The sequence below is a fragment of the Pseudomonas mosselii genome (assembly GCF_003205295.1).
GTDB classification, from domain to species: Bacteria; Pseudomonadota; Gammaproteobacteria; order Pseudomonadales; family Pseudomonadaceae; genus Aquipseudomonas; species Aquipseudomonas mosselii_B.
Map to the genome: position 1 here is coordinate 186,189 of NZ_QJRP01000004.1, position 21,898 is coordinate 208,086.

Below are 21,898 nucleotides of genomic sequence, written 5' to 3' on the forward strand. Positions count from 1 at the left end.
CCCGCGCCGCCCCAGGCAGCGCGGGCGCCCTTCCCCACGCCTCACCCGCCCACGGTGAACATCATGGCCAAGCCTTCTTTCATCAACCTGTGGAATGCCTATCCGAAAGTGTCCTCGCCCTGCGATGGTCCGTGGGACAACCAATGCGCCATCCGCATGAGCATCGCGCTCAACGGCGAGATGAGCCTCAAGGTCAACAAATCGACCTATACCGAACCCAAGTGCGCCCATGGCCATGCCCGTGGCGCCGAATCCCTGGCCAACTGGCTGGAGCGCCAGCTGGGACGCCCGCAGCGCATCGGCGGCAGCGCCCAGGAGCGCGACAAGTTCAAGGCCAAGACCGGGATCATCTTCTACAAGGACTGCTTCGCCCGCACTGGGCAAAGCCAGGAAAACCGCACGGGCGACCATATCGACCTGTGGAACCGCGGCCTGACCAAAGGCTTCTCCGATCAGAACTACCAGTCGAAACAGGTCTGGTTCTGGGAGCTGACATGAAGCGCGTGGCCTTGGCCGGCGCCCTGCTGCTGGCCTTGAGCGCCTGCGCCGACGCCGAACTGCTGGACCAGGCGAACCTGGGCGGGCAGTCCGTGAAGCTGACCGAGAACGCCGGCCAATGCGTGCTCGATCGCGGCGAACAGCGTCTGGCGCTGGACATGCCATGGCCCTGCGGCCTGAGCCCCGATCGCGCCGGCAAGGCCCGGGTCGAGCAGTTCGACGGTGTGCCGATCGTGCTGGTGACCCATGTGCAGCCACACCCGACGCTCAAGGGCGAATGCCTGAAGACCTCGCGCGCCGTGCGCCTGACCCCGGACGGCCTGGAAGCCTCCACGCCGGCGCCGAGCGCGTCCTGCGACACCGGTTTCGAAGACCAGAAAATGTTCACAGGGATGTTCCAGTGGTAGCCGAGATCGCCACCCGCGACCGCCTGCAGCCCTCGCTGCTGGATCGCCTGACCGACGACGACCCGGGCAACCCGCAGGAAGCCCCCGACAAGCGCGTGCTCAGCCTGCAGCAGCTCAAGGCCTCGGTGCTGCGCGACCTGGCCTGGCTGCTCAACACCACTTCGTTGCTCGACACCGGCGCCACGCTGAATTCTCCGGCCGGTGCATCGGTGATCAACTACGGCCTGCCGGCCCTGGCCGGCAACAGCGCGTCGAACATCGACCTCAACGCGCTCGAACGCATCATCCACCAGGCCATCGCCACCTACGAGCCGCGCATCCTCGCCCATACCCTGAAGGTGCGCGCCCAGGCCGCGCCCGGCGAGATGAACGCCAACGCCCTGAGCTTCGAGATCGAAGGCGACCTGTGGGCCCAGCCGGCGGCCCTGCCGCTGCTGCTGCAGACCGACGTGGACCTGGAGTCCGGGCACGTGCGCGTGGCCCCCGCCGACCGTCGGAGACGCGCATGAATCCGCGCCTGCTCGAACTGTACAACCAGGAGCTGCAGCACATCCGCGAGGGTGCCGCCGAGTTCGCCAAGGAATACCCGAAGATCGCCGGGCGCCTGACGCTGTCCGGGATCGAATGCGCCGACCCCTATGTCGAGCGCCTGCTGGAAGGCTTCGCCTACCTCACCGCGCGGGTGCAGCTCAAGCTCGACGCCGAGTACCCGACCTTCACCCACAACCTGCTGGAAATTGCCTACCCGCACTACCTGGCGCCGACCCCGTCGATGACCGTGGTGCAACTGCAGACCGACCCCGACGAAGGCTCGCTGGCCGCCGGTTTCCAGTTGCCCCGCGCCAGCGTGCTGCGCGCCAACCTCGGCCGCAACTCGCAGACGCCGTGCGAATTCCGCAGCACCCAGGACGTGACCCTGTGGCCGCTGCAGGTGGCCCGCGCCGAATACTTCGGCAACCCCGGCGCCGTGCTCGGGCGCCTGGCCGCCAGCGAACCGAAGGCCCGCGCCGGCCTGCGCCTGACCTTGCGCAGCGGCGCGGAAATCCCGTTCAACAGCCTGCCGCTGACGCACCTGCCGCTGTACCTCAACGGCGCCGACGAAACCCCGTTCCGCCTGTACGAACAACTGCTGGGCAGCGCCTGCGCGGTGTTCGTGCGCCAGCCGGGGGCCGACTGGGTCGAGCGCATACCGGTCGAGCAGGCCTTGCTGCCGTGCGGCTTCGATGACCGCGAAGCAGCGTTGCCGGTGGTCCCCCAGGCCTTCCAGGGCTATCGCCTGTTGCAGGAGTACTTTGCCCTGCCACAGCGTTTCCTGTTCGTCGACTTCGCCGGGCTGGAGCGTGCGGTCAAGCGCTGCGACGGCCAAGAGCTGGAGCTGCTGGTGCTGTTCGAGCGCTTCGACCCCGCGCTGGAAAGCAGCGTGGGCAGCGCGCAGTTCGTGCCGTTCTGCACCCCGGCGATCAACCTGTTCCCACGCCGGGTCGACCGCATCCACCTGACCGACCGGGTCCACGAACACCACGTGATCGCCGACCGCACCCGGCCCACCGATTTCGAGATCCACTCGCTACAGCAGGTCAGCGGCCACGGCACCGGGCCGGACCAGGCGTTCCTGCCGTTCTACGCCGTGCGCGACCCGTCGCGCTACGGCCGTGACCAGGCCTACTACATCGTCCGCCGCGAACCACGGGTGCTGTCCAGCGAGCAACGACGCAACGGCACGCGCTCCAGCTACATGGGCAGCGAGACCTTCGTCAGCCTGGTCGACGGCCACCAGGCGCCGTACCGCCACGACCTGCGCCAGCTGGGCATCAGCGCGCTGTGCAGCAACCGCGACCTGCCGCTGTTCATGAACGTCGGTGACGGGCGCAGCGACTTCAGCCTGGCCGACAGCGCGCCGGTATCCGCCGTGCGCTGCCTGGCCGGCCCCAGCCGACCGAAGGCCAGCCATGCCCACGACAACCGGGCCTGGCGCCTGATCAGCCAACTGTCGCTGAACTACCTGTCGCTGGCCGAACAGGGCCAGGGCGCCGCCGCCCTGCGCGAACTGCTGCGCCTGTACGGCGACCAGCAGGACAGTGCCCTGCAACTGCAGATCGACGGCCTGCGCGAGGTCAGCTGCAAGCCTTGCACCCGGCGCCTGCCGATGCCCGGCCCGATCGTCTTCGGCCGTGGCCTGGAGATCACCCTGACGTTCGACGAGAACGCCTTCCGCGGCACCGGCGTGTTCCTGCTGGGCGCGGTGTTCGAGCGTTTCCTGACCCGCTACGTGTCGATCAACAGCTTCACCGAAACCGTGCTGCGCACCAGCGAACGTGGCGAGATCATGCGCTGGAAAGCCAAGCCCGGGCGCAGGCCGACCCTGTGAACACGCTACAGACCATGCAGGCGCAGCCCTGGGAGTACGACTTCTTCCAGGCGCTGCGCCGCCTCGAGGCGGAAAACCCCGAGCTGCCGCGCTTCGGCCACTCGCTGCGCCTGGCCGACGAACCGGTGCGCCTGGGCCAGCGCCTGGATTGCGGCTTCGCCCCGGCAACGCTGGCCTCGGTCACGGCCAACGACGATCAGCCGGCGCGCCTGGAGCAGTTCTTCTTCGGCCTCGGCGGCCCCAACGGTCCGCTGCCGCTGCACCTGACCGAGTACATGCGCGAGCGCCAGCGCAACCACGCCGACCCGACCAGCAAGCGCTTCCTCGACATCTTCCACCATCGCCTGCTGAGCCTGTTCTACCGTGCCTGGGCCGAGGCCCGGCCGACCGTCAGCCACGACCGCCCCGGCGACGACTACTGGGCCGCGCGCCTGGCCGCACTCAGTGGCCGCGGCCAGCCGGAACTGCAAGGCCAGGGGCCGCTGGCCGACACCGCCAAGCTGCACTGGTCCGGTCACCTGGCGGCGCAGACCCGCTACCCGGACGGACTGTGCAGCATCCTGTCGAGCTATTTCGGCGTGCCGGTACAACTCGAGGAGTACGTCGGCCAGTGGCTGGAGCTGCCCGAGCGCAGCCAGCTCGGCGTGCGCGCCAACCGCCTGGGCGTGGACCTGTGCCTGGGCCGCTACGTCTGGGACCGCCAGCACAAGTTTCGCCTGTGCCTGGGCCCGCTGACCCTCGACCAGTACCACGCCCTGCTCCCCGGCGGGCAGGCGTTTATCGAGTTGGCGGCCTGGGTCGCCGAGTACCTGGGCCAGGAAATGGACTGGGACCTCAACCTCATCCTCGCGCAGGGCCAGGTGCCTGCGCTGCAACTCAATGCCGGTCAGCGCCTGGGGTTCGACACCTGGCTCGGCCGCCCCTCGCACGATGCACGCGACCTGAAGCTGGCCCGGTACTACGCCGACCAGCCAGTCGCCGCACCCCACACAAGGAGTCAGGACCATGGGTGAAATCAGCCGCGCCGCGCTGTTCGGCAAACTCAACAGCGTCGCCTACAAGGCCATCGAGGCGGCCACGGTGTTCTGCAAGCTGCGGGGCAACCCCTACGTAGAGCTGGCGCACTGGCTGCACCAGTTGCTGCAGCTACAGGACAGCGACCTGCACCGCATCATCCGCCAGTTCAACGTCGAGCCGGCGCGCCTGGCCCGCGACCTGACCGACGCCCTGGACCGCCTGCCGCGCGGCTCGACCTCGATCACCGACCTGTCCTCCCAGGTGGAAGAGGCCGTCGAGCGCGGCTGGGTCTACGGCAGCCTGATGTTCGGCGAAAGCCAGGTGCGCACCGGCTACCTGCTGATCGGCATCCTCAAGACCCCAAGCCTGCGCAACGCGCTGCTGGGGCTGTCCAGCGAGTTCGCCAAGCTGAAGATCGAAGCCCTGAGCGAGCGCTTCGACGAATACGTCGGCGACTCGCCGGAAAACAACCTGGCCGCCAGCGACGGCTTCAGCGCCGCCGCGCCGGGTGAGGCCAGTGGCGCCGTGGCCCCAGCGGCGATGGGCAAGCAGGAAGCGCTCAAGCGCTTCACCGTCGACCTCACCGAGCAGGCCCGCAGCGGCAAGCTCGACCCCATCGTCGGCCGTGACGAGGAGATCCGCCAGCTGGTCGACATCCTCATGCGCCGTCGCCAGAACAACCCGATCCTCACCGGCGAGGCCGGCGTCGGCAAGACCGCCGTGGTCGAAGGCTTCGCCCTGCGCATCGTCGCCGGCGACGTGCCGCCGGCACTGAAGGACGTCGAACTGCGCAGCCTGGACGTCGGCCTGCTGCAAGCCGGCGCCAGCATGAAGGGCGAGTTCGAACAGCGCCTGCGCCAGGTGATCGAGGACGTACAGGCCTCGCCCAAGCCGATCATCCTGTTCATCGACGAAGCCCACACCCTGGTCGGCGCCGGCGGCGCGGCCGGCACCGGTGACGCCGCCAACCTGCTCAAGCCGGCCCTGGCCCGTGGCAGCCTGCGCACCGTGGCCGCGACCACCTGGGCCGAGTACAAGAAGCACATCGAGAAGGACCCGGCCCTGACCCGCCGCTTCCAGGTGGTCCAGGTCGACGAGCCGAGCGAGGCCAAGGCGCTGTTGATGATGCGCGGCGTGGCCTCGACCATGGAGAAGCACCACCAGGTGCAGATTCTCGACGAAGCGCTGGAAGCCGCCGTGAAGCTGTCGCACCGCTACATCCCGGCGCGCCAACTGCCGGACAAGTCGGTAAGCCTGCTCGACACCGCCTGCGCCCGCGTCGCCATCAGCCTGCACGCGGTGCCGGCCGAGGTGGACGACAGCCGTCGGCGCATCGAGGCGCTGGAGGTGGAACTGCAGATCATTGCCCGCGAAGCCGCCATCGGTGTCAGGACCGAACAACGCCAGCACCAGGCCGACAGCCTGCTGGCCGAAGAGCGCGAGCGCCTGACCGCCCTGGAAAGCCGTTGGGCCGAAGAGAAAGCCCTGGTCGATGAACTGCTGGCCACCCGCGCGCAACTGCGCGAGCAGGTCGGCGTGGTCGACCGGGAAGTGGACGCCCAGGGCAGTCATGAGCTGCGTGAAACACTCATCGACCTGCAACAGCGCCTGAGCCAGCTGCAAGGCGAGAGCCCGCTGATCCTGCCGACCGTGGACTACCAGGCGGTGGCCTCGGTGGTCGCCGACTGGACCGGCATCCCGGTGGGCCGCATGGCGCGCAACGAGATCGAGACCGTGCTCAACCTCGACAGCCACCTGGCCAAGCGCATCATCGGCCAGGACCACGCGCTGAAGATGATCGCCAAGCGCATCCAGACCTCCCGAGCAGGCCTGGACAACCCGAACAAACCCATCGGCGTGTTCATGCTTGCCGGCACCTCCGGCGTGGGCAAGACCGAGACCGCGCTGGCCCTGGCCGAGGCCATGTACGGCGGTGAGCAGAACCTGATCACCATCAACATGAGCGAGTTCCAGGAAGCCCACACCGTCTCCACCCTCAAGGGCGCGCCACCCGGCTATGTCGGCTACGGCGAGGGCGGCGTGCTGACCGAGGCCGTGCGCCGTCGCCCGTACAGCGTGGTGTTGCTGGACGAGGTGGAAAAAGCCCACCCCGACGTGCACGAGATCTTCTTCCAGGTGTTCGACAAGGGCGTGATGGAAGACGGCGAAGGCCGCCAGATCGATTTTCGCAACACCCTGATCCTGCTCACCACCAACGCCGGTACCGAGCTGATCGCCAACATCTGCAAGGACCCTCAGGCCCTGCCCGACCCGGAAGCCGTGGCCACCTCGCTGCGCAAGCCGTTGCTGGAGATCTTCCCGCCGGCGCTGCTCGGCCGCCTGGTGACCATTCCCTACTACCCGCTCAGCGACGCCATGCTCAAGGCCATCACCCGCCTGCAGCTGGAGCGCATCCGCAAGCGCGTGGAAGGCACCCACAAGGTCGGCTTCGCCTACGACGACGGCGTGGTCGAGCTGATCGTCTCGCGCTGCACCGAGACCGAAAGCGGTGGCCGCATGATCGACGCCATCCTCACCAACGGCCTGCTGCCGGACATGAGCCGCGAGTTCCTGACCCGCCTGCTCGAGGGCAAGCCGCTGGCCAGCGTCAGCATCAGCCGCCGCGACAACGACCTGCACTATGACTTCGGCGCCGCCGACTGACAGGACCGACCATGCTGTTCAAGCAGTTCACGCGCCTGGCGCAGATCAACAGCCCCCTGGGGCCGGACAAGCTGATCCTTGCAGAGATGGGCGGCAGCGAGGAGCTCGGCCGCCTGTTCGACTACGAGCTGCAGTTGACCAGTGACGACCCGGCCATCGACCTCAACCAACTGCTGGGCAAGCCCATGAGCCTGAGCGTGCAGCAGAGCGTCGGCACATCGCGGCACTTCCACGGCATCGTCGCCCGCTGCAGCCAGTCGGTGGACCAGGGCCAGTTCGCCGCCTACCGGGTCACCCTGCGTCCGTGGCTGTGGCTGCTGACGCGCACCAGCGACTGCCGGATCTTCCAGCACCTGAGCGCGCCGCAGATCATCAAGCAGGTGTTCCGCGACCTGGGTTTCTCGGATTTCGAGGACCTGCTCAGCCGCAATTACCGCGAGCGCGAGTACTGCGTGCAGTACCGCGAGACCAGCTTCGACTTCGTAAGCCGCCTGATGGAGGAAGAAGGCATCTACTACTTCTTCCGCCACGAACAGGAGCGCCACGTGCTGGTGCTGGCCGACGCCTACGGCGCGCACCAGAAGGCACCAGGCTACGAGACCGTGCCCTACTACCCGCCGGACGGCCAGCACCGCGAGCGCGACCATATCAACGACTGGCACCTGGCCCAGGAGGTCCAGCCGGGCTCCCTGGAGCTCAACGACTATGACTTCCAGCGCCCCAGCGCGCGCATCGACGTGCGCTCGGCCATGCCGCGCCCGCACCAGGCCGGCGACTACCCGCTGTACGACTACCCCGGCGCCTACGAACAGACCCAGGACGGCGAGCACTACGCCCGCACCCGCCTGGAGTCGCTGCAGAGCCTGCACGAGCGGGTCGAGCTGCGGGGCAATGCCCGGGGCCTGGGCAGCGGCCACCTGTTCAGCCTGAGCAACTTCAGCCGCCAGGACCAGAACCGCGAGTACCTGATCGTCGCCGCCCGCTACTACGTGCACCAGGAACGCCTGGAAAGCGGTGGCGGCAGCGGCGCGGCGCAGTTCGAGAGCAACCTCAGCTGCATCGACGCGCAGCAGAGCTACCGCCCGGTGGGCAGCACCCTGCGACCGATCGTCAAGGGGCCGCAGACTGCCGTGGTGGTCGGCCCCTCCGGCGAGGAGATCTGGACCGACCAGTATGGCCGGGTCAAGGTGCACTTCCACTGGGACCGCCACGACCAGTCCAACGAGAACAGCTCGTGCTGGATCCGCGTGTCGCAAGCCACGGCGGGCAAGAACTGGGGCTCGATCCAGGTGCCGCGGATCGGCCAGGAGGTGATCGTCAGCTTCCTCGAAGGCGACCCCGACCGGCCGATCATCACCGGGCGGGTGTACAACGCCGAACAGGCGGTGCCCTACGACCTGCCCGGCAGCGCCACGCAAAGCGGCATGAAGAGCCGTTCGAGCAAAGGCGGCAGCCCGGCCAACTTCAATGAAATCCGCATGGAGGACAAGAAGGGCGCCGAGCAGTTGTACGTGCATGCCGAGCGCAACATGGACAGCGTGGTAGAACAGAACCAGACGCTGTCAGTGGGCATCAGCCGGGTCAAGACCGTGGGCATGATCGAGACCGTGACCATCGGCCAGGACCGCCTGCGCTCGGTGCGCCATCGCGACATCCTGCTGGTCGGTGGCGACAAGCGCGACAGTGTGCACGGCAACTATGTGATGGATGCCGGCGACCAGATCCGCCTGGTCTGTGGCGACAGCGTGATCGAGTTGAAGTCCGACGGCACCATCAATATCAGTTGCGCCCAGTTCAATATCCATGCGACGGCGGACGGGATCATCAATACCGATGGCAAGCTCGACCTGAACCTGGGCGGCGGTCCGCAGGCCAAGGCTTCGGGCCAGGGCGACAAGGGCGAAATCGACGGCCGGGTGAAGCAGGTGTTCAAACAGTAACGCCGAGGGCCTCATCGCGGAACAAGCCCGCTGCCACACCATGAGCATCGATACGCGCCTCGTGGGAGCGGGCTTGCCCCGCGATAGGGCCCGAAACCGACAAGCTTTTGGTCCCACCCAGGTAACAGTGTTTTACCAATCACCCTGGTTTTCCGCCGCTGCGCTTTGCCTATCCTAGGCCGGTCACCCTGTCTGCGATGGCCCCATGAAAGACGCGCTCCCCAGCCGCTACGCCTGCCTGGCCCTATGCCTGCTGTTCACCCTCGTCAGCCTACCCTTCCTCGCCCAGCACGACTGGCTCTGGCCCTTCACCGCCATCAGCGCCCTGCTCAGCCTGGTGGGCCTCAACGACCTGCGTCAACGCCACCACGCCGTGCGCCGCAACTATCCGATCCTGGGCAACATCCGCTACCTGATCGAAACCATCCGCCCGGAGATCCGCCAGTACCTGATCGAAGGCGACGACGACAAGCTGCCGTTCTCCCGCGCCCAGCGTTCGCTGGTCTACGCCCGGGCCAAGAACGAAAGTGCCGAGAAAGCCTTCGGCACGCTCAACGACGCCTACAAACCAGGCTTCGAGTTCATCAGCCATTCGATGCTGCCGGTGCCGATGCCCGATCCGGCCTCGTTCCGCATCCGCATCGGCGGCCCGCAATGCAGCCAGCCGTACTCGGCGTCGATCTTCAATATCTCGGCCATGAGCTTCGGCGCCCTCAGTGCCAACGCAATTGCCGCGCTGAACAAGGGCGCGCGCCTGGGCCGCTTCGCCCATGACACCGGCGAGGGCAGCATCAGCCCTTACCACCGCGAACATGGCGGCGACCTGATCTGGGAGATCGGCAGTGGCTATTTCGGCTGCCGTACCGAGGACGGCCGCTTCGACCCCGATCGCTTCGCCGAACAGGCCCGCTCGGCCCAGGTGAAGATGATCGAGATCAAGCTCAGCCAGGGCGCCAAACCGGGCCACGGCGGAATCCTGCCGGGGCACAAGGTCAGCGCCGAGATCGCCGCCACCCGGGGCGTGCGCGAAGGCGAGGATTGCATCTCGCCGGCCGCCCACAGCGCCTTCAGCACGCCGCGGGAGCTGCTGCGGTTCGTCGCCCGGCTGCGCGAGCTGTCCGGCGGCAAGCCGGTGGGTTTCAAGTTCTGCCTGGGCCACCCGTGGGAGTTCATGGGCATCGCCAAGGCCATGCTGGCCACCGGCATCACCCCGGACTTCATCGTCGTCGACGGCAAGGAAGGCGGCACCGGCGCGGCGCCCCGGGAGTTCTCCGACAACATGGGCGTGCCGCTGCGCGACGGCCTGATGTTCGTGCACAACACCCTGGTGGGGCTAAACCTGCGCGAGCGCATCCGCATCGGTGCGGCGGGCAAGCTGGTCAGCGCCTTTGACATCGCCAGCGTGCTGGCCATCGGCGCGGACTGGGTGAACTCGGCGCGGGGCTTCATGTTCGCCATCGGCTGCATCCAGTCGCAGAGCTGCCACACCAACAAGTGCCCTACCGGGGTAGCGACCCAGAACCCGCTGCGCCAGCGTGCGCTGGTGGTGCCGGAGAAGGCCGAGCGGGTCGCCAGCTTCCACCGCAACACCTTGCATGCCCTGGCCGAAATACTTGCCGCCGCCGGCCTGGACCATCCTTCTGAACTCAAGCCCAAGCACCTGGCGCGGCGTATCAGCGCCAGCGAGATCAGCCTGTTTTCCCAACTGCATACCTTCCTCAAGCCGGGCGAATTGCTCAGCGGCGCGATCGACAGCGAATTCTATGCACGGATGTGGCGGATGGCGCGCAGTGACAGCTTCGCGCCGGAGACGGGGGAGATCGAGGTGGCGCCGGTGGCGGTCAGCGTGCGCCGAAATGAAACAGCCCCGGCATAGGCCGGGGCTGCGGGTGACGCTAGATCAGGATCAGAAGATGCTGATCGGGTACTCGACGAATACGCGGACTTCGTTGCCGTCGTCCATGTAGAAGTCGGCGACGTTGCGCGAAGTACGCAGGAAGGAGCTACGCAGCTTGACGGACAGGTCCTTGGCAGGGCCTTCCTGTACTACGTAGCGCAGCTGGTTGAAGATTTCGCGCTCTTTACCTTCGCCATTGCCGTGGGTGTTGATGTTGTCACCACGCACATAGGCAACCTTGTAGGTCAGGCCAGGGACGCCGAATGCGCCAAAGTCCAGGCCGTAGCCGATCTGCCAGGAGCGCTCGTCTTCTGCGTTGAAGTCGGACCAGTAGGAGTTGGCCAGGTAGATGGTGGAACCGCCATCGCCGAAGCCGCCATCACGCTGGTAACCGCCATAGTTGTAGCCGGTATCGCCAGTGCTGCGTTGGTGCGCGATGGTCACCGAGTGAGGACCGAACGCATAGGTAGCCGCCAGGCTCCAGATGGTGTTGTCCTGATCGCCCTCACGCAGGCCCCATTTTTCAATGAACTTCTTGTCGAGCTTGGACTTGTAGCCATTGAAGTCCAAGGTCAGGGACTGGTCCGCCGCGATCGGGTAGACGTAGTTCATGCCCAGGTAGTGCTTTTTCATCACGTCTTCGTTGTCGGCGGTGTACAGCGACGCGGTGAAGTTGTCAGTGAACTTGTAGCTACCGCCCAGTACGTTGATTGCCTTCAGACGACCACTGTCATGGCCTTGGGCGCTCTTTTGCACTTCGCTGGTGAAACGCCCAGCGTTCAGCTCCAGGCCTTTGATCTCTTTGGAATTGATCGAAGTACCGCTGAAGCTTTCTGGCAGCAGGCGCGAATCGTCGTACTGCAGGACCGGCAGGGCCGGCATCTGGTCACCGTACTTGAGTACAGTGTTCGAGACACGGAACTTGACCGCCGCACCGGCACGGGACAAGTCATTGGCCGCGTCGCTGCGCTCACGCTCGTTGAGCGTGTTTTCGCGCTTGAAGAAGTCGATGCCACCACCACCGTTACGGCCCTTGCCACCATCCAGGCGCACAGCGTAAAGCGCGAATGCGTCAACGCCCACACCGACGGTGCCTTGGGTGAAACCGGAGGAGAAGTTACCGATGAAGGCCTGGCCCCACTGGGACTGGTCGTTGATGTCGTGCTTCTTGTCACGGTTGATGAAGGCGTTGCGCAGCAGGACGTTGGCGTGGCTGTCCTCGATGAAGCCCTTGCTTTCGGCCTGCTCATTGGCCTGTGCCTGGGTCGCGGCGATCATCGCCAGGGCGACCAGGCTGATCCTGGTTTTCAACATGTTATTTTCCTTATTTCGTATTCAAAAACGCTCTGCATTAGAACGCCAGGAACCAACGCCCCTTCGTAGGTTCGACGCTATGCGGATCCAAGCCGAAAGGCCCGCCAATGGTCTGCAACGGGCCTTGCAGCCGCATGGCCAGATCATGGCCAGCAGGCGTAGAGCCCGAATCCTAGCCCTGCCTGCTCACACATGTCAAAAAAACGTGAAATGCAGGTTGATATAACCAAAAACAAGGTCGGCGCTGGTGCATTTCCATGCATATCTGCCGTGGGTCAGCGCAAATTTGTCTCTTTTGTGGAAAGCGGGCGAAATCCATGAAAACGTCATACGCCCATGCTCCCGCAGGCATCTCGAAACCCTGTCGGAAAATTGCCCTGAGCAGTGTGGGAGTGGCGGTGCGCCGCTCCCACAAGCCATCCCCAGACGCATCCTTATGAATATCAAGACAATTCAGAATCAATCCAAATGAATAGCAACATCTTGAAACATTTGTAAAGACAACCATTTACAAATGTCGATGCAACAGTAAATAGCAAGCATTACCATTCGCGCCCAATTTCTCACTCCCTTCCTTGGACGCCTTCGATGCTTGCCCCTTGCCGCCTTTCTCCCCTGACCCTGGGCCTGTCGCTGCTGTTCAGCGCCGGCCTGGCCAGTGCCGCCACCACGACCCTGCCGGAAACCTCGGTGACCGCCGACAGCACCCGTGAAGAGGACAACCCGCGGGTCAAGGACGTGACCACCGCGACCCGTACCTCGACCCCGGCACGCTATGTGCCGCAGGCCATCGACTCGGTGAAGACCCGCAACGTGCTGGACTACGGCAGCAGTAACCTGGGCAAGGCACTGGAAGGCATCCCCAACGTCAGCAGCGGCGCCGACACCCGCTTCGACAGCCTGCGCATCCGCGGCTTCGACGCCAGCAACGACTTCTACCTGGACGGTATCCGCGACGACAGCCAGTACACCCGCGACCTGCACAACATCGAGCGGGTCGAGGTGCTCAAGGGCCCGGCGGCGGTGCTCTATGGCCGTGGCAGCCAGGGCGGCATCGTCAACCGGGTGAGCAAGGCGCCGGAGCACGGCCGCCGCTCGAGCATCGAGGCCCAGGGCGGCAGCCAGGACCTGCGCAGCCTGTATGCCGACCTCAGCGCCGACCCCAGCGACACCCTCAGCCTGCGCCTGAACCTGGGCAACGAAGACAAGAACAGCTTCCGCGACGGCATCGACGGCAACCACCGCCAGCTGTTCGCGCCGTCCATGAGCTGGCAGATCACCCCCGAGCTGAACTGGCTGGTGCAGTACGAGTACAGCCGCTATGACCGTACCCCCGATCGTGGCATCCCCGGCAACCCGCTCACCGGGCGCCCCGCCGACGTCAGCCGCAAGACCACCTACGGCGACACCCAGCGCGACTACATCAACGACCGCGCCGAGTCGCTGCGCTCGCGCCTGAACTACGAGCTGAACGACCAGTGGCAACTGCGCCATACCTTCAGCCTGTTCACGCTGGAGAGCGACTTCGACAATACCTACCTGACCGGCTACACCCCGTCGACCGGCCTGGTTGGTCGCCAACGCTGGCAGCAGGACCTGAGCACCCGAAACCTCTACAACACCGTCGAACTGGAAGGCCACGTCGAGACCTTCGGTCTCGAGCACACCCTGCTGGTGGGCCTGGAAATGGGCGAACAGCGCCGCAACTCGCTGCTGCACCAGGGCGTCGGTGTGCCTTCGGTGCCCTTGCTGGGCGCGACGGCCAGCCAGCAACACAACGGCACGATGCGGGTATCGAGCAACAACCACACTGACGTCGAGAGCACCGGGATCTACCTGCAGGACCAGATCCGCCTCAACGACCAGTGGCAACTGCTGGCCGGCGTGCGCTTCGATCAGTTCGAGGTGGACACCACCAACAAGCTGCGCAACATCTCGGAAAAGCAGAAGGACAACAGTTTCAGCCCGCGAATCGGCGTGGTGTACACGCCTTGGAAAGACCATTCCTTCTATGCGTCCTGGAGCAAGACCTACTCTCCGGTCGGTGGTGGCCTGATCGGCATCACCCCAGGCGCTGCCGGCAACACTAACCAGACCGACCCGGAACAGACCCGGCAGAAGGAGATCGGGGTCAAGAGCGAGTGGTTCGACGAGCGCCTGAGCACCACCCTGGCGATCTACGAGCTGGAGCTGTACAACCGCCGTACCCGCGACCCGATCAACCCGGAGCTGATCCAGCTCAGCGGCCTGCAACGTTCGCGCGGCATCGAGCTGACCGCCACCGGCAACGTGGTGGGCAACTGGTACGTGCGCGGCGGCATCGGCCTGCAGGACGCGACCATCGTCAAGGACAACAACGGCCAGCAAGGCAACCGCATCAACGATGTGGCCAAGCGCAACGCCAGCCTGTTCGTGACCTGGAAGCCGGAGCTGGGCTGGTACGCCGAAACCGGCCTGACCCTGGTCGGCGACCGCTACGCCGATAACCAGAACACCGTGATCCTGCCGGGCTATGGCCGCTGGGACGCGCTGGCGGGCTACCGCACCCATGACTGGGATGTACGCGCGGCGCTGAGCAACATCACCGACAAGACCTACTACAGCTCGGCCACCAGTGCAGCGCAGATCCAGGTGGGCGATCCGCGCAGCCTGGTGGTGACCGGGACGTATAGCTTCTGATCACCAGAGGCCATACACGGTCCGTGTAGGAGCGGCCTTGTGTCGCGAAAGGGCTGCGCAGCAGCCCCAGGATTTCAGCGTTCACGCAAAGATCGCCGGGGCCGCTTTGCGGCCCTTTCGCGACGCAAGGCCGCTCCTACAGGGGGAATGCGTATCCCGACCTGGAAACGTCCTCCAAACGAAAACGCCACCGCGTATGCGGTGGCGTTTTTTTCTGCGACGGGGTCCTTCCCGGTCAATGCCAGACAGCCAGCAGAGCTTCGAGCTCTTCCTCGCTGATCAGACCTTGAGGGTATCGCCCATCCAGCAGGCGGCGTGGGTCGGTCGTCCTGACCCGATTGTCTCCATGACGTTTCAACCACTGAGCCAGGATTCTGAGCGATTGGTGACAGGCTGCCGTTGCGGGCAAAGCCGACTCACTTGCTGCGTTCATTTCCTCACGTACTCCCTGGGCCGAGTGAGCGGCTAAGTTACTTCAGACGCGTTACAGAATGGCGTAGGCCCATTCGCCTGAAGTACGAGGAAAAATCAATACAATTGCTGTGCCATGCCGCCTGACCGACTATCGCGAGCATAAAAAAACCCGTCATTCGACGGGTTTTTCATTCATTGGCCGATCAACGTTTTACCGGTGCCGGCTGCTGCTGGGTCAGGCAGTGGATGTTGCCACCGCCAAGCAGCAGCTCACGCCCCGGGATCATCACCACTTCATGATCCGGGAAGACCTTGGCCAGGATCGCCCGGGCCTGGGCATCGGCCGGGTCGTCGAAGCTCGGGGCGATGATGCCGCCGTTGACGATCAGGAAGTTCACGTAGGAACCGGCCAGGCGCACCGAGGGATCGCGCTCCTGGCTGCCCACCACGTGATCGACGCCGTCGCATTCTGCCTGGGTGGCATACAGCGGCCCAGGGATCGGCATCTTGTGCACCACGAACTCGCGCCCTTTGGCGTCACGGGCGTTTTTCAGCACCTCGTAGGCGGCGTGGCAGCGCGCGTAGTTGGGGTCATTGGAATCATCGGTCCAGGCCAGTAACACTTCGCCGGGGCTGACGTAACAGCAGAAGTTGTCGACGTGGCCATCGGTCTCGTCGTTGTACAGGCCGTCCGGCAGCCAGACGATGGTCTCGACCGCCAGGTGCTCGCGCAGGATCTCCTCGATCTGCTCGCGGTTCAGGTGAGGGTTGCGGTTGCGGTTGAGCAGGCACTCCTCGGTGGTGATCAGGGTGCCTTCGCCGTCGACGTGGATCGAGCCGCCCTCGAGCACGAAGCCTTCGGTGTGGTAGCGCTGCACACGCTCCATCTCCATGACCTTGGCGGCCAGCTCCTCGTCGCGGTTCCACGGTGCGTACAGGCCGCCATCGAAGCCGCCCCAGGCATTGAAGCCCCAGTCCACGCCACGCACCTCGCCGTGGTCGTTGATGACGAAGGTCGGCCCGGTATCGCGTACCCAGGCGTCGTCGTTGCTGATCTCGACCACACGGATGTTGGGCAGGTCGAGCTGGCGACGGGCGTTCTCGTACTGGCCGGCGGACACCGCCACGGTGACCGGCTCGAAACGGGCGATGGCCTTGGCCAGGGTCACGTGCGCGGCCTGCGCCGGCTTGCCGCCCAGGCGCCAGTTGTCCGGGCGCTCCGGCCAGACCATCCACACCTGGGTTTGCGGGGCCCATTCGGCGGGCATGTGGAAACCGTCGGCGCGGGGGGTCGAGTTGAGCGTTTTCATCGATGACCTCTAATGGCAACTGTCGGTGGTCCGGGGCCCGCTGCGCGCGCCTTTCGCGACGCAAGGCCGCTCCCACAGGTCGAACGCTATTCCTGTAGGAGCGGCCTTGCGTCGCGAAAGGACCGCAAAGCGGTCCCGGCTGTTTAATGGCGAACACTTATATCCGATAAATATCGGCTTTTAAAGCAAGCCATGAGACCGTTTTCGCATAAGGCGTCATTGAAAATCGATAAGAATCGATTTCATAAGCCCTCCCCTAGAATCCGCTCCACGCTGTCGACGAAGTAGTCCACGCTGGCCCGCGTGGTGCACATCGGCGGCTTGATCTTGAGGATGTTCAGGTAGTCGCCGGTTGGCTGCATGAAGATCCCCAGGTCGCGCAGGCGATCGCACAGGATCATGGTTTCCTCGGTCGCCGGCTCCAGGGTCTGGCGATCGCGCACCAGTTCCAACCCCAGGTAGAACCCGGAACCGTGGGCGGCGCCAGCTAGCGGATATTTATCGACCAACGCCTGCAGGCGGGCCTTGAAATGGCGACCGACGTCACGGGCGTTGTCCCACAGCCCTTCGTCGCGCATCACATCCAGCACTGCCATGCCGATGCGGCAACTGACCGGGCTGCCCCCGGCCGAGGAGAAGAAGTAGCCCTCGGCCTCCAGCGCCTCGGCGATCTCGCGCCGGGTGATCACCGCACCCAGCGGCTGGCCGTTGCCCATGCCCTTGGCCATGGTGATGATGTCCGGCACCACGCCCTGCTCCTCGAAACCCCAGAAATACTCGCCCAGGCGCCCGTAGCCGACCTGCACCTCGTCGGCGATGCACACCCCGCCACGCTGGCGCACCTTGGCATAGGCCTCGCGCAGGTAGCCCGGCGGCAACGAGATGCCCCCGGCGTTGCCGTAAACCGGCTCGCAGATCATCCCGGCCAGCTGGCGGCCACGGGCGTCGAGGTCGGCCAGCTTGGCATCGACATCGCGCAGGTAGTCGGCGGCGCTGTCGGCGCCCCGGTAGCGCCCGCGGAAGGTGTTCGGCGCCTCCACCGGGTGGACCCAGTCCGGGCGGGTTTCCAGGGCCCGGGGGTTGTCGGCGATGGAGGTGGAGATCGCGTCGGTGGCCACCGACCAGCCGTGGTAGGCCTCCAGTACGCTGAGCAGGTCGCGTCCACCGCTATAGGCCCAGGCCAGGCGGATCGCCAGGTCGTTGGCCTCGGTGCCGCTGTTGACCAGGAACACCCGGTCGAAGCCTTCAGGGGCCACGTCCAGCAGGCGTTCGGAGAACTCGGCAATGGCCGCGTAGTGGAAGCGCGAGTTGGTGTTGAGCAGCGACCACTGGCGCGCCGACTCGGCGACCATGCGCGGATGGCCATGGCCGAGCACCGCGACGTTGTTGAGCATGTCCAGGTACGAACGGCCCTGCATGTCGATCAGGTAGTTGCGCCAGCCGCGCTCGATGTGTGGGGGCTGGGCGTAGTAATGCTTCTGCGAGCGGGCGAAGCTGGCATCGCGACGGGCCAGCAGGGCCTGCGGATCGGCCAGTGGATCGGCATCGCAGTCGAAGCCCAGCAAGGCGCGCGGTGACGGGCACAAGGCCAACCAGGCGGCGGCGTGGGACGGGGTGGCGAAAAAGGGTGGCCGGGTATCGGCATCCAGGCACAGTTGCACGCTAAGGAAGCCGCAGGTCGCCCCCAGCGCCTGCCCCTTGAGCAGCACCTGGCCATCGGCCGGCGCCTCTTCCAGGCCAGCGAGCCACAGGTTCCAGTGCGCGGTCCGCAGGCAGCCGCGGCCCTCTCCGGTGCGCTGCCAGACACCAGCCTCGGGGGCTTGCAGCGGGCTGCCGGGCAACAGGTTCAACTCCACGCCCAGGGCACAGGTGGCCGGTTCTTCAGGTCGGTCGATGTGGGTTTGCGACAGGCGGTACTGCCCATGGAGGCTGCTCGCCGGCCCCGGCTGGGCGGCGAGCAGACGCTGGTCGAAGCCAGGTTGCTCCCAGTTGCCCGCCTCGCAGAGGGGGCTGAGCACGCCCAGGTCGACCCGGGCGACCGGCTGCCCGGCAAGGCTCGGCAGCAACGCGGCGCAACCGCTCATGTCCGGCCTCACGGGCACCTGGCCCGCCGCCTGCAGGATCGCGGCCTCCATCAACGCGGCGGGTACGGCGCAGGCAGTATCGAAGATCTCCCATTCATGGGCGATGTTGTCGCGGGTGTACTGGTTGTCCGGATCGACGGCCAGCTGCTGTTCGCTGCTGAGCACCAGCACTGCGGCGCGGTTCAGCACCAGCGGCCACAAGGCACGCAGCTCCGCCTCCTGCAATGGGTTCGCCGCGTGATAGGCGCTGACCGCCGGCAGGATGCGCATGGGGTCGCCCTCGGCGTGGTGCAGGAGGGCCGCGCAGGTCACCGACAGGTCGGCGATGCGCCAGGTGCGCAGCAGATCGCCGAAGTCGATGACCCCCTGCACCTGCCACTGCCGCTGATCGTCGCGGGCCCAGACCACGTTGTCGTCGGTGATGTCCAGGTGGACTGCTTGCACCGGCAATTGCGGGATCAAGGGCTGCAAGTGAGCTGCCGCCACCCGTGCGACCTGTTCGACCTGTGCCCGTCGTTGCCCATCTTGCAACACCGGCATCAAGTGTTGGATCAACACCTGGGCATGCCGTGGGTCCCATTGCAGCGTGCGCTCAAGGCCAGGGTGATCGAAGTCGGCGAGCGCCAGGTCGATCCTGGCGCAAAGCGCGCCCAGTTCGGCAATTACCCGCGACGGCAGGTGCTTGAGGCGCGTCAGTGATTCACCGTCGATGTACTCGAGCAGTCGCACCCGCAGCCCCTGACCATCGATGTCCAGCGTCAGCAGGTCCGTGCCATCGCTGGTTAGGCGCACCGCCGGTACAGGTAGCCCTTGGCGGCGCAGATAGCCCAACGCGGCATGCTGGGCCTCGAGTTCGACCTGAACATAGCCTGCGTGACAAGCCTTGAGCACGTAGCGAGACCCGTTGCAGTCGAAACGCAGGTTCAAGTCCTGCTGGCTACCCATCATCTGCAGGCTTCCCTCCAGAACGTAATGTGTCCGCAGCAGAGCATGAGCCTGGGCCTCTCCAAGCACGGGTGCAGGCAGGCTGGATCGCTGGATCAGGGTTGAGAGGGACATGCAGGAAACCTCGTCTTTTCCTGTATATCGCCATTAGGCAGGCAAATTGGCAAGCTGCCAGCGTACAATTGCAGTTCGTCGCGCGCGATACGCAGCCCAACGTATTCCACTTGCACGCAGCTCAGTCAACCGACAAGCTGGCGGCCTCTAGTTACCGTCATTATTTACAAGGAAAGAGAATCCGAAGATGCGTATTCTCATCACCGGAGGAGCCGGCTTCATTGGCTCGGCACTGGTACGTCACCTCGTCAGCAACACCGATCATCAAGTCCTGAACCTGGACAAGTTGACCTATGCCGGCAACCTGGAGTCCCTTTCCAGTATCGCCAGCAATCCATGCTACGAATTCGTACAGGTCGATATCGTCGACCAGGCGGCCGTCAGTTCCGTGCTCGCCCGGTTCAAGCCGCACGCCATCATGCACCTGGCGGCGGAGTCGCACGTGGACCGCTCCATCGACGGCCCGTCGGACTTCATCCAGACCAACATCGTCGGCACCTACAGCCTGCTGGAGGCCGTGCGCGGCTACTGGAACACGCTGGATGAGGATGAGCGCACCGCCTTCCGTTTCCACCATATCTCCACCGACGAGGTCTACGGTGACCTGCACGGTGTCGACGACCTGTTTACCGAGACCACCCCGTACGCCCCCAGCTCCCCGTACTCGGCGAGCAAAGCGGCTTCGGACCATCTGGTCCGCGCCTGGCACCGCACCTATGGCCTGCCGGTCCTGCTGACAAACTGCTCGAACAACTATGGGCCTTTCCACTTTCCTGAAAAGCTCATCCCGCTGGTCATTCTCAATGCCCTCGAGGGCAAGCCGCTGCCAGTCTACGGCGACGGCCTGCAGGTTCGCGACTGGCTGTTCGTCGAGGACCACGCCCGTGCCTTGTTCAAGGTCGTGACCGAAGGCGAGGTCGGCGAGACCTACAACATTGGTGGTCACAACGAGCAGAAGAACATCGACGTGGTACGCAGTATCTGCACCCTGCTCGAAGAACTTGCTCCGCAGCATCCCGCCGGCGTCAACCAGTACGTCGACCTGATCACCTTCGTCAAGGACCGTCCAGGACACGACCAGCGCTATGCCATTGATGCGAGCAAGATCGAGCGCGACCTGGGCTGGGTGCCGGAGGAAACCTTCGAGAGCGGGCTGCGCAAGACTGTCCAGTGGTACCTGAACAACCTCGAATGGTGCCGCCATGTCCAGGACGGCAGCTATCAGCGTGAACGGCTGGGCCAGAACAGCTACAAGGACTCGATCGCATGACCAAGGGCATCATTCTCGCAGGCGGCTCCGGCACCCGCCTGCACCCCATCACCCTCGGGGTCTCCAAGCAGTTGCTGCCGATCTATGACAAGCCGATGATCTATTATCCGGTCTCGGTGCTGATGCTCGCCGGCATCCGCGATATCTTGCTCATCTCCACCCCCCACGACCTGCCGCAGTACCGTCAGCTGTTTGGTGACGGCAGCCAGTTCGGTATCAACATCAGCTATGCCGAGCAGCCTTCGCCCGACGGCCTGGCCCAGGCCTTCCTGATTGGCGAGGAGTTCATCGGCAGTGATTCCGTGTGCCTGATCCTCGGCGACAACATCTTTCACGGCCAGGGTTTCAGCGAGCAGTTGCATCGGGCGGTCAAGCAACCTGCGGGGGCCACGGTGTTCGGATATTGGGTCAAGGACCCTGAGCGCTTTGGTGTGGTCGAGTTCGATAGCGAGGGCCGAGCGCTGTCGATCGAAGAGAAACCGACCAAGCCCAAATCCAGCTATGCCGTGACCGGCCTGTACTTCTACGACAACGACGTCGTGGAAATTGCCAAAGGCATCAGGCCCTCCCCACGTGGTGAACTGGAAATCACCGATATCAACAATGCCTACCTCAAGCGTGGCGATCTTCGCGTAGAGCGCTTCGGTCGTGGCTTCGCCTGGCTCGATACCGGAACCCACGACAGCCTGCTGGAAGCATCCCAGTATGTGCAGACCATCGAGCATCGCCAAGGTTTGAGGGTTGCCTGTCTTGAAGAGATCGCATACCAGAAGGGCTGGATCTGCCGTGAAAAGCTGCTGGCCAAGGCTGAAGAGCTGAAAAAGACGGGCTACGGCCAGTACCTGAAGACTCTGGTTGCCGGGGCTCGATGAAGATCGCCGGCATCTGCGTGGAATCATCCAAGACCGCGAATTGGCCGGGGCGTTACAACCGTCCGACCAATTCGCGCAACGATGTCAATCTGACCAACGCCGAAC

Annotated in this window: 14 protein-coding genes; 11 read left to right on the forward strand and 3 right to left on the reverse strand. The window is 65.0% G+C overall.

The genetic code is table 11. The features are described 5' to 3' along the window. Positions 1 to 63 precede the first annotated feature (63 nt). The 8 genes from DMX06_RS05735 (at position 64) to DMX06_RS05770 (ending at position 10,770) form a co-directional block, all read left to right on the forward strand. Entirely contained in the window at positions 64 to 498 is a 435-nt protein-coding gene (locus tag DMX06_RS05735; RefSeq protein WP_110735455.1) for a type VI secretion system amidase effector protein Tae4, read from the forward strand. Further along, entirely contained in the window at positions 495 to 905 is a 411-nt protein-coding gene (locus tag DMX06_RS05740; RefSeq protein ID WP_110735458.1) for a hypothetical protein, read from the forward strand. The genes DMX06_RS05735 and DMX06_RS05740 overlap by 4 nt, the downstream gene beginning before the upstream one ends. Beyond that, positions 899 to 1,414: a type VI secretion system baseplate subunit TssE gene (gene tssE, locus DMX06_RS05745; protein ID WP_038707176.1), complete on the forward strand. Its 516-nt coding sequence runs from the start codon at positions 899 to 901 to the stop codon at positions 1,412 to 1,414. The genes DMX06_RS05740 and tssE overlap by 7 nt, the downstream gene beginning before the upstream one ends. Next, positions 1,411 to 3,273 (forward strand): type VI secretion system baseplate subunit TssF, encoded by a 1,863-nt coding sequence (gene tssF / locus DMX06_RS05750; RefSeq protein ID WP_110735460.1) that lies wholly within the window; start codon positions 1,411 to 1,413, stop codon positions 3,271 to 3,273. Before tssE ends, tssF begins: the two co-directional genes overlap by 4 nt. Then, a complete protein-coding gene (tssG, locus tag DMX06_RS05755; protein ID WP_110735634.1) occupies positions 3,237 to 4,286 on the forward strand; it encodes a type VI secretion system baseplate subunit TssG in 1,050 nt (349 codons plus the stop codon). The genes tssF and tssG overlap by 37 nt, the downstream gene beginning before the upstream one ends. Next, positions 4,279 to 6,954, forward strand: coding sequence for a type VI secretion system ATPase TssH (gene tssH / locus DMX06_RS05760; RefSeq protein ID WP_110735462.1), 2,676 nt, complete (start codon positions 4,279 to 4,281; stop codon positions 6,952 to 6,954). The genes tssG and tssH overlap by 8 nt, the downstream gene beginning before the upstream one ends. Positions 6,955 to 6,965: 11 nt before the next feature. Then, positions 6,966 to 8,894: a type VI secretion system Vgr family protein gene (locus DMX06_RS05765; protein ID WP_110735464.1), complete on the forward strand. Its 1,929-nt coding sequence runs from the start codon at positions 6,966 to 6,968 to the stop codon at positions 8,892 to 8,894. 205 nt (positions 8,895 to 9,099) lie between these two features. Continuing rightward, positions 9,100 to 10,770: an FMN-binding glutamate synthase family protein gene (locus DMX06_RS05770; RefSeq protein ID WP_110735466.1), complete on the forward strand. Its 1,671-nt coding sequence runs from the start codon at positions 9,100 to 9,102 to the stop codon at positions 10,768 to 10,770. Between the two features lie 30 nt (positions 10,771 to 10,800). Here DMX06_RS05770 and DMX06_RS05775 read toward each other — a convergent pair whose 3' ends face one another. Further along, positions 10,801 to 12,105: an OprD family porin gene (locus DMX06_RS05775; protein WP_110735468.1), complete on the reverse strand. Its 1,305-nt coding sequence runs from the start codon at positions 12,103 to 12,105 to the stop codon at positions 10,801 to 10,803. Positions 12,106 to 12,693: 588 nt separating this feature from the next. On the opposite strand from DMX06_RS05775, the gene DMX06_RS05780 reads away from it, so the two are divergent. After that, positions 12,694 to 14,784: a TonB-dependent receptor gene (locus DMX06_RS05780; protein ID WP_110735470.1), complete on the forward strand. Its 2,091-nt coding sequence runs from the start codon at positions 12,694 to 12,696 to the stop codon at positions 14,782 to 14,784. Positions 14,785 to 15,401: 617 nt separating this feature from the next. On the opposite strand, the gene aguA is transcribed toward DMX06_RS05780, so the two are convergent. Then, complete coding sequence (gene aguA, locus DMX06_RS05795) at positions 15,402 to 16,508, reverse strand: agmatine deiminase (RefSeq protein ID WP_110735474.1); 1,107 nt, start codon at positions 16,506 to 16,508, stop codon at positions 15,402 to 15,404. A 242-nt stretch (positions 16,509 to 16,750) separates the two neighbouring features. Further along, positions 16,751 to 19,651 (reverse strand): aminotransferase, encoded by a 2,901-nt coding sequence (locus tag DMX06_RS05800; RefSeq protein WP_110735476.1) that lies wholly within the window; start codon positions 19,649 to 19,651, stop codon positions 16,751 to 16,753. A gap of 187 nt (positions 19,652 to 19,838) precedes the next feature. Here DMX06_RS05800 and rfbB point away from each other — a divergent pair, with 187 nt between their 5' ends. Next, positions 19,839 to 20,921, forward strand: a complete 1,083-nt coding sequence (gene rfbB / locus DMX06_RS05805; RefSeq protein ID WP_110735478.1) for a dTDP-glucose 4,6-dehydratase — start codon at positions 19,839 to 19,841, stop codon at positions 20,919 to 20,921. Then, on the forward strand, positions 20,918 to 21,793 hold the full coding sequence (rfbA, locus tag DMX06_RS05810; RefSeq protein ID WP_110735481.1) for a glucose-1-phosphate thymidylyltransferase RfbA: 876 nt from the start codon (positions 20,918 to 20,920) through the stop codon (positions 21,791 to 21,793). The genes rfbB and rfbA overlap by 4 nt, the downstream gene beginning before the upstream one ends. Positions 21,794 to 21,898: the final 105 nt, after the last annotated feature.

Bases quoted from the DNA above. Each gene is read 5' to 3' on its own strand.
- tssF (WP_110735460.1), top strand. From the start codon at position 1,411: ATGAATCCGCGCCTGCTCGAACTGTACAACCAGGAGCTGCAGCACATC.
- DMX06_RS05775 (WP_110735468.1), bottom strand. From the start codon at position 12,105: ATGTTGAAAACCAGGATCAGCCTGGTCGCCCTGGCGATGATCGCCGCG.
- DMX06_RS05765 (WP_110735464.1), top strand. From the start codon at position 6,966: ATGCTGTTCAAGCAGTTCACGCGCCTGGCGCAGATCAACAGCCCCCTG.
- tssH (WP_110735462.1), top strand. From the start codon at position 4,279: ATGGGTGAAATCAGCCGCGCCGCGCTGTTCGGCAAACTCAACAGCGTC.
- DMX06_RS05735 (WP_110735455.1), top strand. From the start codon at position 64: ATGGCCAAGCCTTCTTTCATCAACCTGTGGAATGCCTATCCGAAAGTG.
- DMX06_RS05740 (WP_110735458.1), top strand. From the start codon at position 495: ATGAAGCGCGTGGCCTTGGCCGGCGCCCTGCTGCTGGCCTTGAGCGCC.
- DMX06_RS05770 (WP_110735466.1), top strand. From the start codon at position 9,100: ATGAAAGACGCGCTCCCCAGCCGCTACGCCTGCCTGGCCCTATGCCTG.
- rfbA (WP_110735481.1), top strand. From the start codon at position 20,918: ATGACCAAGGGCATCATTCTCGCAGGCGGCTCCGGCACCCGCCTGCAC.
- rfbB (WP_110735478.1), top strand. From the start codon at position 19,839: ATGCGTATTCTCATCACCGGAGGAGCCGGCTTCATTGGCTCGGCACTG.
- DMX06_RS05800 (WP_110735476.1), bottom strand. From the start codon at position 19,651: ATGTCCCTCTCAACCCTGATCCAGCGATCCAGCCTGCCTGCACCCGTG.
- aguA (WP_110735474.1), bottom strand. From the start codon at position 16,508: ATGAAAACGCTCAACTCGACCCCCCGCGCCGACGGTTTCCACATGCCC.
- DMX06_RS05780 (WP_110735470.1), top strand. From the start codon at position 12,694: ATGCTTGCCCCTTGCCGCCTTTCTCCCCTGACCCTGGGCCTGTCGCTG.